Below are 12991 nucleotides of genomic sequence, written 5' to 3' on the forward strand. Positions count from 1 at the left end.
TTGTGTTCTACTGCTTTGCCACGTATAATATGAAGGGTATGGATTGTTTGCAAGGAAGGAGATTAATTGAAATGACTGATCAAAAGAAGGCGAAAGATTACAGCCATTACTTTGATTTTAGTGATGCACGAATTGTTTCAGAAGACGATGAAAAGCAAGTCGTGAAAATAAAAGGTCGTGAAATAGCGATTTACGATCAGCCGAACTATCGGTCAGGTCGAAAGCGTAAGCGTGAAGACGTTCAAGTGATACGTCCCGATAAAATTGTTCCGGATGAATTAGCCAATCTCGGAGCAGGAAAGAAATTCATGATACGTACATATGGATGTCAGATGAATGTACATGACTCTGAGAACATGTCAGGTATGTTGCTCGAGATGGGTTTTGAAGAAACGACAGAAACAACAGAAGCAGACGTCATTCTTCTAAACACATGCGCGATTCGGGAAAACGCGGAGAACAAAGTCTTTGGTGAAATTGGCCATCTAAAACCACTAAAGCTTGAAAAACCCGAACTGATTATTGGTGTTTGTGGCTGTATGTCGCAAGAAGAATCGGTTGTGAATCGCATTTTACAAAAGCACCATCACATTGACTTAATTTTTGGCACGCACAACATTCACCGTTTGCCGAACCTTTTAGAAGGCGCCATTTTCGGAAAAGAAATGGTTGTTGAAGTATGGTCTAAAGAAGGCGACGTAGTAGAAAACATGCCGCGAAAACGTCAAAATAAAACCCAAGCTTGGGTAAATATTATGTACGGGTGTGATAAGTTCTGTACGTACTGTATTGTGCCTTATACAAGAGGGAAAGAGCGCAGCCGTTTACCGGAAGATATTATTCATGAAGTGCGTGACTTAGCTCGTCAAGGTTATAAGGAAGTGACGTTACTCGGTCAAAATGTCAATGCGTATGGCAAAGATCTTCCTGGTGATTACGGTGGCCTTGGTGAATTAATGGATGCCATTCATAAAATTGATATTCCGCGCGTCCGTTTCACAACAAGCCATCCGCGCGATTTTGATGATCACTTAATTGACGTGTTGGCGCAAGGTGGAAATCTTGTTGAGCACATTCATTTACCGGTTCAACACGGGAATAGCGATGTTTTGAAATTAATGGGTAGAAAATATTCTCGTGAAGAGTATGAAATCCTTGCGAAGAAAATTAAAACAGCCATTCCAAACGCTTCATTTACAACCGATTTAATTGTCGGCTTTCCGAATGAAACGGATGAGCAATTTGAAGACATGCTTACATTAGTGGAAGAGATGCAGTTTGATGCTGCATTCACGTATATTTATTCCCCACGCGAAGGAACGCCGGCAGCGCGGATGGAAGATAATGTGCCGATGGAAGTGAAGAAAAAGCGTTTGGCTCGTTTAAATGCATTGGTAAACGAGATTTCGGAAAAGCGTAACTTAGATTATCAGGATAAGATTGTGGAAGTGCTTGTTGAAGGTGAGAGTAAAAAGAATCCAGACGTATTGGCTGGACGAACACGTACAAATCGATTGGTAAACTTTGTTGGACCGAAGTCAGTCATTGGCGAAATTATTTATGTACAAGTAACCGAAGCAAGAACATGGTCCCTAAATGGAAAAATTGTGGAAACGGCGGAGGTGCGTGCTTGATGAGCACACTATACACAAAAAAGGATATCCGTGCAAAAGCGAAAGAATTAGCGACAATGCTTGCGCAAACGGAAGAAGTGGATTTCTTTAAAAAAGCAGAGAAGCAAATTAATGAACATTTACGTGTACAAGAAATGATTGCAGAAATTAAACGACATCAAAAAGAAGCCGTTAATTTACGACACTACGGAAAAATGGAAGCATTAAAAGAAGTAGAAGCGAAAATTGACGAGCTTCATAACGAGATTGATGATATTCCACTTGTTCAAGAGTTTAAACGAAGCCAAGTTGAAGTAAATGAGTTGCTGCAAATCGTTACGAATACTGTATCTAAGCGCGTGACAGATGAAGTTGTCCGTTCAATGGATGGCGATGTTATGCGTGGGACTACATCCAAAAGCCCTTTCCATAGCTGTTAGTAGCAGGCACGCTTTATGTTAGACTCGTTCTAACATAGGCGTGTTTTTTAATGGTCTAAACAAGTTCTCCATCACATAGCTTAATAGAGAAGCGTCTATTGAAAGCCTTGCACCTTTTTAGTGCCATGTGCATACGGTGTGGAATTAGGACGTTTGCCTATTTGATTAGGTGAATTGTGAATGGAGGGAACAGGATGGCTGATCCAAGGAGTTATCGTGAAATTATTACGAAAGCAGTCTGTGGAAAAGGGCGGAAATTTTCAGAAGCGACGCATCATATTCGACCAACAGAACGTCCGTCAAGCATCTTAGGTTGTTGGATCATTAATCATACGTATAGTGCGAAAAAACGAGGAGATACGATTGAAGTAAGCGGTACGTATGACATTAATGTGTGGTACTCTTACGGAAACAACACAAAGACAGAAGTAGCCACACAAACCGTTTCCTATACGGATATTGTGCCTTTAACGATGAAAGACGAAAACGTTATTTCAGAAGAACTTGACGTTGTGGCGAAAGCGGTACAGCAACCAAACACGTTAGAAGCCGTTATTAGTGAAAACGGACACTCTGTTGATGTGCAAGTCGAAAGAGAGTTTGTTGTAGAGTGTATTGGTGAAACAAAAGTCGCTGTCGCTGTAAACCCTGAGGGTGTGATTGAAGAATACCCATTGGATGCCATTTCAGGTGATCTATCAGATGACGATTATGAGCAAATTGATCCGAATTTCTTACAAGAAGAAGTCGATAAGTCTTAAGCCATGCTGAATTGTACAGCTGGCTTTTTTTTCTTGAATGAAGGAGAGGGCTTTACTATGATATAATAACGTAAGATTTTAGGATTAACGGAGGCAGTTATGAGTATTACGCCAATGATGAAACAATATTTAGCTATAAAAGAAAACTATAAAGATGCGATTCTCTTTTTTCGTTTAGGCGATTTTTATGAAATGTTCTTTGACGATGCACAAACAGCTGCGAAAGAATTGGAAATCACGTTAACAGGGCGAGGGCAAGGAGAGGACCGCATTCCGATGTGTGGTGTCCCCCATCACTCTGCTGAAAGCTACATGACGCAATTAATTGATAAAGGGTATAAAGTCGCAATCTGTGAACAAGTGGAAGACCCAAAGATGGTAAAAGGGGTTGTCAAACGTGAAGTGACAAAACTGTTGACTCCTGGAACGTTAATGAATAGTAAACTTCTGGCTGAGCGAGAAAACAACTACTTAGTAGCAATTGCTGTGGAAGGGGACACTTACGGGTTTGCACGCTGTGATTTATCAACAGGTGAGAGTGATGTCACGCTTATAAATGGTTCTCTCGATGAATTAATGCAAGAAATCGTCACAAGTCAGTCAAAAGAGATTGTTGCGCCAGTGGATGTTGATGAGAAACTTAAAACAATGTTAGATGCAAACAAATCATTTCTCGTTTCGTATCGTCAGGAAGAAGAACCGCTGCCAGAATATGCCCACCTCCTGCAATCAATTCAGCACGAGGTATTATGTAAAGCGTATTATCGTTTGCTTCATTATTTAGTGGAAACACAAAAACAGTCACTCCATCATATTCAAGAAGCCGTTTATCTTTCAACGGATGACTATTTAAAACTTGATATCCATGCTAAGCGCAACTTAGAGCTAGTGGAGACATTAAGAGAAAAGAAAAAACAAGGGTCATTGTTATCGGTTATTGATCAAACTGTCACGTCAATGGGAGGACGTTTATTGCGTCAATGGATCGACCGTCCTTTAGTCCATGCCAACGAGATTCGAGCACGCCAACAGCTTGTGTCGCAATTCTACGATGCTTTCTTTCAGCGCGAAGCTTTACGAGATTTGCTAAAAGAAGTGTATGATATTGAACGCCTTGCAGCTCGAATTGCATACGGGAGCGTGAATGCTCGTGAGCTCGTTCAGTTAAAACGGTCTCTAACGAAGCTACCAGCCATTAAAGAGCAGTTAGAAGAAATGGACATAAAAAAAAGCTGGCTATCCGCAATTGATTCTTATGACGAGCTTGTTACGCTTTTATCAAAAAGTATTGTGGAAGATCCACCTTTATCACTCACTGACGGAGGCATCCTTGTAGACGGCTATCATGAAGAACTTGATCGCTTTCGTGATGCGAGTCGAAATGGCAAGCAATGGATTGCTGAACTTGAGCAGCAGGAGCGCTCATATACCGGTATTCGTTCTTTAAAAGTTGGCTACAATAAAGTATTTGGCTATTATATCGAAGTATCGCGAGCGAATACCCATTTGCTTCCTGAGGGAAGGTATGAACGAAAGCAAACGTTAACGAACGCAGAACGCTACATTACGCCTGATTTAAAAGAAAAAGAAGCGCTTATTTTGGAAGCGGAAGAGTCCTTAACTGCGTTAGAGTATGAACTGTTTATTGCGATTCGCACGACCGTCCAAAGCTATGTGCCTTCCTTACAGAAACTTGCCACTGAAATTAGTGAAATGGATGTGCTGGCAAGTTTTGCGACAGTCGCTGAAACTCAAAGCTATGTGAAGCCAACAGTGACAGAAACACGCGATATTGATATTGTCCAAGGCCGCCACCCTGTCGTGGAGACGGTTATTCAGCGTGGAACCTTTGTGGAAAATGAAATTAATTTAACGAAAGACAGAGATATGTTGCTTATTACAGGACCGAATATGGGCGGAAAATCAACGTATATGCGGCAGCTTGCATTAAGCGCCATTTTAACGCAAATTGGTAGCTTCGTTCCGGCTGAACGGGCAACCATGCCTATTTTCGACCGTATCTTTACGAGAATTGGTGCTGCGGATGATTTAGCGAGCGGTCAAAGCACGTTTATGGTTGAAATGATGGAAACAAAAGATGCGTTGACAAAAGCAACGGCGAACAGCTTAATTATTTTAGATGAAATTGGTCGAGGAACGTCCACTTATGATGGGATGGCTTTGGCGCAAGCAATCATTGAGTATATTCATGAATCAATTGGTGCGAAGACGTTGTTTTCCACACATTATCATGAATTAACGGCGCTAGCGAACACAATCGAGACATTGAGAAATGTGCATGTTTCTGCAGTAGAAGAAGACGGTACAGTCGTCTTTTTACACCAGATTATCGAAGGTGCAGCAGATCGAAGTTACGGCGTATATGTGGCAGAATTAGCAGGTTTGCCTAAATCGGTTACGGATCGAGCGAATGTTTTATTAGAAACGTTCGAAGCCAAAGAAACGACTGAAGTCCTACCGGAAACGGCTGCAAAAAAAGAAGTGGCGGCGATTCGTGAAGAGGCAGAACAATTAAGTCTGTTTCCAGTAGCTGATGAAAAAAAGCAAAAGACGTCCAAAAAAGAGCAAGCCATCATGAAAGCTATTCAAGAGGTCGATCTTATGAATATGACGCCTTTTGAAGCCATACAAAAAATGAATGAATGGCAAATGGAACTAAAACGAAAATGAGGTGAATCACATGCAAACCATACGGCAGCTCCATGATTCATTATCAAATAAAATCGCTGCTGGAGAAGTCGTAGAGCGACCAGCATCAATTGTAAAAGAATTAATCGAAAACGCAGTTGACGCTGGGGCAACTCAATTATTAATTGAGATTGTAGAAGGTGGCATGGAGTCCATTCGAATTGTTGATAATGGACATGGCATTAAAGCAGACGAAGTAGACACCGCATTTTTACGTCACGCTACTTCAAAATTACAACATGATCGCGATCTGTTTTCCATCCGCACATTAGGATTTCGAGGTGAGGCGCTACCAAGTATTGCTTCCGTTTCGACCGTGACCATGCAAACGAGTACAGGGAAGCAGGGAGTTGAACTCACACTTCATGGTGGAGAAGTGGTGGATCGCCAGCCTTCAAGTGCCAAAAAAGGGACAAGCATTTTCATTAAAGATTTGTTTTACAATACGCCAGCACGGTTAAAATATTTAAAAACGAAACTGACAGAGTCTGGACATGTGAGTGATGTCGTTAATCGAATGGCGCTCGCATATCCAGCTATCGCGTTCCACTATACAAGTGATGGAAAGACGATTCTTAAAACGACTGGAAACGACCGATTGCTACAGGTGATCGCAGAAGTGTACGGTCGACAAACCGCGTCAATGATGGTACCAGTCGAGGGCGAATCCCTCGATTATCAATTAACAGGATATGTAGCAAAGCCTGAATTAACAAGAGCGAGTCGGCAGTATATGTCCATTTTTATTAACGGCCGCTATATTCGAAATTACAAATTAGCGCAAGCGATTCAACAAGGCTTTCATACGCTGTTACCAATTGGTCGATACCCGTTAGCGATCTTAAAATTACAAATGGACCCAACGTTAATTGATGTCAACGTTCATCCTGCAAAACTTGAAGTTCGCTTAAGTAAAGAAGAAGCGTTAGCGGACGTCATTACCCGTTCCATTAAAGATGTCTTTGCGAAGGAAACGCTCATTCCGCAATCAACGAAGCAACCAGCTCCTGATAAAAAACCGTCTGAGCAACTTTCGTTTTCACTCAATTATCCGGTCCAGCCTAAACAAGAGCACGTCACAGAGTCGGAAGCGCCGATCATTTACGAACCAAAACCGAACTATGTGGAAAACGATCAGCCTTCGCTAAAAGAGACAATTCAAAGCGACATTTACGAACCTGAAGAGTTTAAGGAAGTAAATGAGTTGGATCGAGAGACTTTGGAGAAACAAGGTCGAGCCACAGAATCACCTATTGAAGACGTGAAGCAGGTGGCCGTGGCAGAGCGTGTATCAACGGTCCCACCTCTTTATCCAGTAGGGCAAATGCATGGGACGTATATCGTTGCGCAAAACGAGAATGGGATGTATCTCATTGATCAACATGCGGCGCAAGAGCGCATTAAGTATGAGTATTTCCGAAAAAAACTGCATGAACCAATCTCCATAATCCAAGATTTACTTGTGCCATTAACACTTGAATTCACTGCAAGAGAAGCGGCAGTCATTGAAGAGTCAACGGAAAAATTAGAGGCGGTTGGACTGATCCTCGAGCCGTTTGGCATTCATACGTATATGGTACGGTCTCATCCGACATGGTTTCCAAAAGGAGACGAAGAATCGTCTATTCGCGAAATCATTGACCAGTTGTTACAAACAAAACAAATCAATCTTTACAACTTACGAGAAGAAGCTGCCATTTTAATGAGTTGCAAAGCGGCGATTAAAGCAAATCGCCACTTGCGTCACGACGAAATGTTTGAGCTGTTAGAAACTTTAAGAAGATGTGAAGAACCGTATACATGTCCGCATGGACGACCAATTATTATACATTTTACCACTTATGAATTAGAAAAAATGTTCAAACGTGTGATGTAGAGGAGCAACAAATGTGATCGTAACAACCGCAAGAAAACAAGTGGATCGATTAAAAGAAGAAGCACAAGCCTATGTCGCACAGTTTAATGGCGTTTTTATTGACAGGCAGCAGCGTTCTCTTGAAGATTTTTACCGCGAGTTCGGTGCACAACCGCTGTTAATTGTAGCGAAAGATAAGTTAATTCTGCATCGGGACCCCCACGCAGCACCATTTTATTACCATCCAAATGCAGCTTTATTACGATATAAACAGTGGAAAAAAACTGGGCATGACCCCTTTTTATCAGTTGTCGGACTATCAGAAGGAGAGACGATGATCGATGCAACGTTAGGGATGGCTGCTGATGCGATACTAGCCCAAGTTGCTGTTGGCGCTTCTGGGAGTGTAATCGGGCTGGAGGCCAATCCTTACATTGCTTTTATTGTGAAACACGGCTTAGCAAATTGGTCTGAGGGAGACGATCAGTTTACGAGATCCCTTCAAAACATTCACGTCGTTCAAACAGAGAATGTGGCTTATTTAAAAGCGTGCCAGTCTGAAAGCGTCGACGTTGTCTATTTTGATCCGATGTTTGAGGTGAGGATACACTCCCCAGGTCTTGCTGGTTTAAAACAGTTTGCATCTTACCAATCGTTAACAGAAGAAGTGGTGGAAGAAGCGAAACGAGTGGCGAAACACAAGATCGTCCTCAAAAATCCGACGTCTAGTTCGTTGTTCGCTCGTTTAGGATTCTCCGTCCACTATCGACCACATGCATCCTTTCAATATGGGATCATTCAAAAGAAATAATAAAGCTTGGAAGGAAGAAACATGGTGAAGAAAGATCCAATTATCGCTGTTGTTGGTCCAACTGCAGTTGGAAAAACAGAGTTAAGCATTCGATTAGCTAAAAAACTAAATGGTGAAATCATTAACGCGGATTCGATGCAAGTGTATCAAGAAATGTCCATTGGAACGGCAAAACCGTCAATTGATGAAAGAAAGCAAGTGCCGCACCATCTAATTGATCTCTTGCCTCCATCAGAACCGTGGACAGTTTCTAGTTTTCAAAAACGAGCGTTGCACACGATTGCCGACTTAAAATCCAGACAAAAAATGCCGATTATGGTTGGCGGAACAGGGCTTTATGTTCAAGCTATTACCCATCATCTTTCTTTTTCAAATGCAGAAACCGATCCTGCTTATCGCCTTACATTAGAACGTCTTGCGCATGAATTAGGGGCGGAAGTTTTGTATGATCAGTTAAAAGAACGTGATCCTGTAGCAGCAGAATCGATTCATCCAAATAACGAGCGCCGCGTCATTCGGGCCCTTGAAGTCCTCCATACAACTGGGAAACGGTTTTCGGAACGAGAACAAGAACAATCAATACCCCGATTTAACTATGCCATAATCGGATTGAATATGGATCGAAACATGTTGTATGCGCGTATTAATCAACGGGTGGAGCTTATGATGGAGCAAGGTTTGCTGGACGAAGTGGAGAAACTGTATCGTGCAGGCATTACGGGTCAAGCAATTCAAGCGATCGGGTATAAAGAATTATATGAGTACTTTGATGGAGACGTATCATTAGCTGAAGCCGTTAAACGAATTAAAGCCCGATCGAGACAATATGCAAAAAGGCAAATTACATGGTTTAAAAATAAAAGTGATGTGGAATGGTTTGATGTAACAAGTCAATCTATGGATGAAATCTTAACGAAAGTCGTCGATTTTTCTTGCAGGAAATTTAAAAGTGAACTCGAATAATTAAGAGTAGAAACACTTAGAGAGAGAGGGGCTATCGTCATGAAGGCAACTGTGAACATTCAAGATCAATTTTTAAACCAATTAAGGAAGGAATCGATTCCCGTCACGATGTTTTTATTAAATGGCTTTCAACTGCGTGGCACAATAAAAGGGTTTGATAACTTTACGGTTATTATTGAGACGGAGGGAAAGCAACAGCTTGTTTATAAGCATGCAATCTCAACGTTTGCACCGCAAAAAAACGTGCAGCTAAAAAGCGAAACAGAAGTATAGAAGAAAAAAAAGATCTCGCGACCATTCGGTTCCGAGATCTTTTTATATGGTCGAACTGAGAAGAGCTTGTTGATCTTGTTTTGTTAAATGAGCGAGGGTTAACACATATCTTCGTAACGATAACGGACTTTTTAAGCCTAAATGTTGTTGCAGATCTTGTTTGCTAAGTGGATCAAGCAAGGTACGTAGTAAATAAGCATTCCGAAAATGTTGCGCTGAAATGCCTTTGCGTAACCCGGATCGTGCAACTTCCGTTCGAATCATTTTTTGCAAAGCGATGGCTGTTAACGCTTTTGGCGCATCCTTTTCATAGGACCAGTGATACGTTCTTCTCGTAAAATCAAAAGCAACGAACAACGGATCGCTTGTATGAAGTCTTGGGCGAACCGCCTCAGGGATACTGCTCCAGTAAATGTAAAGCTGTTGCGAATGATCTGATGCGAGCATGACGGTCCGTTCTACGCTATCTTTTATTTGTACGGTTTGCTGCACGAATGACGTATCGTTCATCGTAATCGTACATGCTTCGCTCAATGTGATGCCATATTCCGTTAAAAGTATCAAGATGGCGTAATTTCGTTCAGTTAAGTGAGGGCGAGCGATAAGTTGATTTTCTGTTAAGCCTTTTTCTGAATGTGTTGTTTGCAAAAGAATGTCCATTTCACGCTTACTAATCCACTCTTCTCGAGTTAATGGTTCAAGGGTGAGCAATGGTGGCTCGTGATGAAGCAATGGGTGATCTTGAAGGACATTCTCTTCCACTAAAAATAGCGTAAAGCGACGAAGAACAGAAGAAATTCGTCGAACAGTACGAACTTGATAGGTGCGTGTCACCATTAAATGTTGATAAAACGATTCAATCTCTTTTGTCGTTAAATCGATGAATGAACGATCGTTTAACCATAGAAAAAAGTCGTTCAAATCATAGTGATAGCGTTGAATCGTTGTAGCCTTACGACCTTTGAGAAAGAGTTGGTTTAAAAATGCTTCTTTTAGCTGGTTCTGTTCCATAAACGCCCTCCTCTTCCTTAAATTCTATCAAAAATAGTGAGATTGTCCATCGTAATCAAATCAAGACATCGAGGAATGGTTTTTAACGATGAACCATAAGATAGATAAGAAGAATATAGATCTGGGTGTTTATCACGTTTTCTCTTCTTACACGTATAGTAAAAGTGATAAGGGTTTAGAGGGAGGTCTCACTAGCCATGTCGAATCATCATACAAAAAATAATGCGCGGATAAGCGTCGTATTAAATAAATCTCCTGAAAAGCGTGCAAGCACGGATTGGTTTGTTTCTGTTGAAGAAAAAGAAAAACATGAAATTCTCGTTCGTTTTGAAAATAAATTAGCAAACTACATCGGATTAAAAGAAATTAAATCACTCGTAAAAGAATTGTACGCATGGATTTATATAAGCGAGCGGCGTAAAGAGGTAGGGTTGAAGTCGCCTAAACAAGTGCTTCACATGATCTTTAAAGGCAATCCTGGGACGGGAAAGACAACCGTTGCACGATTGATTGCCTCGTTTTTACATGAAATGAAGGTGTTGTCAAAAGGGCATTTCATTGAAATGGAGCGGGCTGATCTCGTCGGTGAATACATTGGCCATACCGCACAAAAAACAAGAGATGTCTTAAAGCAGGCTCAAGGTGGCGTGCTATTTATTGATGAAGCCTACTCTCTCTCCCGGGGTGGAGAGAAAGATTTCGGAAAGGAAGCAATTGATACGCTCGTCCGAGGGATGGAAAATCACGCAAATGAATTTGTGTTGATTTTAGCAGGCTATTCCAAAGAAATGGATTTCTTTATGTCGCTGAATCCAGGTTTACCTTCGAGATTTCCTATTTCCATTACGTTCCCAAATTATGCCGTAGAAGAGCTAATTGAAATGTTAATTGGTATGGCAAAAGAACGGGATTACATTATTGAAAAAGATGCTTTAAATCGCTGTCGAGACCAAATTAAACATGTATTGGCTGAAGAAGCGTATTCATTTAGTAATGGACGCTACATGCGGAACATGATTGAAGAGGCGATTCGTTTACAAGCAGTAAGGGTGTTAAAAGAAGATAAATTTACAAAATCAGAACTAGAAACGTTACGAAAGGAAGATTTTACGTTTAAGAAATAAAGTGAGGACGGAACTCATTTTATTTCTTTCTTTAACGTGATAAGCTAGAACTGATTGAATTTAACTAGGAGAGAAGCAAAACATGGAATCACTTTTTTCAACAGACATGCGCCAACTCGTAGAGCGCGCAGAAGAAAAAATTCATCCTATTCATCAAAAAGTTGATCAGATTGCATTGATGAATCAAAATCGTGTGATGGAAAGTTTTTCAGATCACCAAGTTGCAGATTTTCATTTTACACCAACAACTGGTTACGGCTATGATGATACAGGAAGAGACACGCTTGAAGCGATTTATGCAGACGTCTTTGGTGGAGAAGCAAGTTTAGTGCGACATCAAATCGTCTCAGGTACACATGCGATTGCCGTTGCCTTATTTGGCGTCTTGCGTCCTGGAGATGAGCTTTTGTATATTAGCGGGACACCGTACGATACTCTTGAAGAGATTGTAGGGATTCGTGGCAATGGCAAAGGTTCTTTGCGTGATTATCAAATTGATTATCAAAAAGTCGATCTTGTAGATGGGAAAATGGACAAGATTGGTATACATGCTGCCATTCATGAGCGAACAAAAGTCATTGGGATTCAACGATCTCGTGGCTATGGCGATCGTCCATCTTTTACAATTGCTGAGCTAGAGGAAATCATTTCGTTTGTTAAATCAATTAAAGAAGACGTGGTTGTTTTTGTCGATAATTGCTATGGGGAATTTGTGGAAACAAGGGAACCCTGTCACGTTGGCGCTGATTTAATGGCAGGCTCATTAATTAAAAATCCAGGTGGCGGCATTGCAAAATCAGGTGGGTATATTGTTGGAAAACAAGAATACGTTGAGCTTGCGTCTTACCGACTTGCTGCACCAGGAATTGGCGCAGAAGGAGGCGCGACGCTGGGAACATTGACTGACATGTATCAAGGATTCTTTTTGGCTCCTCACGTCGTCGCACAAAGTGTAAAAGGGGCACATTACAGTGCTTCGTTGCTTGAAGAAGTAGGGATGCAGACATCGCCGAAATGGAATGAAACCCGCACAGATTTAATTCAAGCTGTCTATTTTCAAACAGCAGAACAAATGGTTGCTTTTTGTCAATCGATTCAACAATCTTCCCCAGTGAACGCTCACGTTAAACCAATGCCAAGCTACATGCCAGGTTATGAAGATGATGTCATTATGGCAGCTGGTACGTTTGTGCAAGGCGCGAGTATTGAATTAACAGCGGATGGACCACTACGTCCACCATATACAGCTTACGTGCAAGGAGGGCTTACGTATGAACATGTCAAGCTCGCTGTCACAAAAGCTGTACAAAAGACGTTTATGAATCAAGAAGAAGAGGAACATAAAGAATAAGGACTTTTCTTGACGAACAAAAAAGCCTTTAGTACGATACTTACATAGTAATCGTAATTCATCATGTGAAAAGGATGTCA

At 41.3% G+C, this 12991-nt stretch carries 11 protein-coding genes; 10 read left to right on the forward strand and 1 reads right to left on the reverse strand.

The features are described 5' to 3' along the window. Nucleotides 1-71 precede the first annotated feature (71 nt). The 8 genes from miaB to hfq all read left to right on the forward strand — a co-directional run bounded on the left by miaB (nt 72) and on the right by hfq (nt 9425). Nucleotides 72-1634, forward strand: coding sequence for a tRNA (N6-isopentenyl adenosine(37)-C2)-methylthiotransferase MiaB (gene miaB, locus ACE1TH_RS04720; protein WP_099300993.1), 1563 nt, complete (start codon nt 72-74; stop codon nt 1632-1634). Next, nucleotides 1634-2053, forward strand: coding sequence for a YlbF/YmcA family competence regulator (locus ACE1TH_RS04725; protein ID WP_099300992.1), 420 nt, complete (start codon nt 1634-1636; stop codon nt 2051-2053). The genes miaB and ACE1TH_RS04725 overlap by 1 nt, the downstream gene beginning before the upstream one ends. 194 nt (nt 2054-2247) lie before the next feature. Next, nucleotides 2248-2814 carry an outer spore coat protein CotE gene (locus tag ACE1TH_RS04730; protein ID WP_099300991.1) on the forward strand — a complete coding sequence of 189 codons (567 nt, stop codon included), beginning with the start codon at nt 2248-2250 and terminating at the stop codon, nt 2812-2814. Between the two features lie 99 nt (nt 2815-2913). After that, complete coding sequence (gene mutS / locus ACE1TH_RS04735) at nt 2914-5505, forward strand: DNA mismatch repair protein MutS (protein WP_099300990.1); 2592 nt, start codon at nt 2914-2916, stop codon at nt 5503-5505. 10 nt (nt 5506-5515) lie between these two features. Continuing rightward, complete coding sequence (mutL, locus tag ACE1TH_RS04740; RefSeq protein WP_375078430.1) at nt 5516-7399, forward strand: DNA mismatch repair endonuclease MutL; 1884 nt, start codon at nt 5516-5518, stop codon at nt 7397-7399. Nucleotides 7400-7412: 13 nt separating this feature from the next. After that, a complete protein-coding gene (locus ACE1TH_RS04745) occupies nt 7413-8189 on the forward strand; it encodes a class I SAM-dependent methyltransferase (RefSeq protein WP_255223332.1) in 777 nt (258 codons plus the stop codon). Between the two features lie 21 nt (nt 8190-8210). Continuing rightward, a complete protein-coding gene (miaA, locus tag ACE1TH_RS04750; protein WP_375078431.1) occupies nt 8211-9152 on the forward strand; it encodes a tRNA (adenosine(37)-N6)-dimethylallyltransferase MiaA in 942 nt (313 codons plus the stop codon). 39 nt (nt 9153-9191) lie between these two features. Beyond that, nucleotides 9192-9425 (forward strand): RNA chaperone Hfq, encoded by a 234-nt coding sequence (gene hfq, locus ACE1TH_RS04755; RefSeq protein WP_099300985.1) that lies wholly within the window; start codon nt 9192-9194, stop codon nt 9423-9425. Nucleotides 9426-9467: 42 nt separating this feature from the next. Here hfq and ACE1TH_RS04760 read toward each other — a convergent pair whose 3' ends face one another. Further along, on the reverse strand, nt 9468-10436 hold the full coding sequence (locus ACE1TH_RS04760) for a tyrosine-type recombinase/integrase (RefSeq protein WP_375078432.1): 969 nt from the start codon (nt 10434-10436) through the stop codon (nt 9468-9470). Nucleotides 10437-10633: 197 nt separating this feature from the next. On the opposite strand from ACE1TH_RS04760, the gene spoVK reads away from it, so the two are divergent. After that, entirely contained in the window at nt 10634-11560 is a 927-nt protein-coding gene (gene spoVK, locus ACE1TH_RS04765) for a stage V sporulation protein K (protein WP_099300983.1), read from the forward strand. Between the two features lie 82 nt (nt 11561-11642). After that, the gene (locus tag ACE1TH_RS04770; protein ID WP_375078433.1) at nt 11643-12911 is read left to right on the forward strand and encodes a methionine gamma-lyase family protein; all 1269 of its coding nucleotides are present in this window, start codon (nt 11643-11645) and stop codon (nt 12909-12911) included. The last annotated feature ends 80 nt before the right edge of the window (nt 12912-12991 follow it).

The organism is Shouchella sp. JSM 1781072 (assembly GCF_041949915.1).
In the GTDB taxonomy this organism is placed as follows: Bacteria; Bacillota; Bacilli; order Bacillales; family Bacillaceae_D; genus Shouchella.

Excerpts from the sequence above, each read along its gene's own strand:
- miaB (WP_099300993.1), top strand. The coding sequence starts at position 72 with ATGACTGATCAAAAGAAGGCGAAAGATTACAGCCATTACTTTGATTTT.
- mutS (WP_099300990.1), top strand. The coding sequence starts at position 2,914 with ATGAGTATTACGCCAATGATGAAACAATATTTAGCTATAAAAGAAAAC.
- spoVK (WP_099300983.1), top strand. The coding sequence starts at position 10,634 with ATGTCGAATCATCATACAAAAAATAATGCGCGGATAAGCGTCGTATTA.
- ACE1TH_RS04760 (WP_375078432.1), bottom strand. The coding sequence starts at position 10,436 with ATGGAACAGAACCAGCTAAAAGAAGCATTTTTAAACCAACTCTTTCTC.
- miaA (WP_375078431.1), top strand. The coding sequence starts at position 8,211 with ATGGTGAAGAAAGATCCAATTATCGCTGTTGTTGGTCCAACTGCAGTT.
- mutL (WP_375078430.1), top strand. The coding sequence starts at position 5,516 with ATGCAAACCATACGGCAGCTCCATGATTCATTATCAAATAAAATCGCT.
- ACE1TH_RS04725 (WP_099300992.1), top strand. The coding sequence starts at position 1,634 with ATGAGCACACTATACACAAAAAAGGATATCCGTGCAAAAGCGAAAGAA.
- ACE1TH_RS04730 (WP_099300991.1), top strand. The coding sequence starts at position 2,248 with ATGGCTGATCCAAGGAGTTATCGTGAAATTATTACGAAAGCAGTCTGT.
- ACE1TH_RS04770 (WP_375078433.1), top strand. The coding sequence starts at position 11,643 with ATGGAATCACTTTTTTCAACAGACATGCGCCAACTCGTAGAGCGCGCA.
- hfq (WP_099300985.1), top strand. The coding sequence starts at position 9,192 with ATGAAGGCAACTGTGAACATTCAAGATCAATTTTTAAACCAATTAAGG.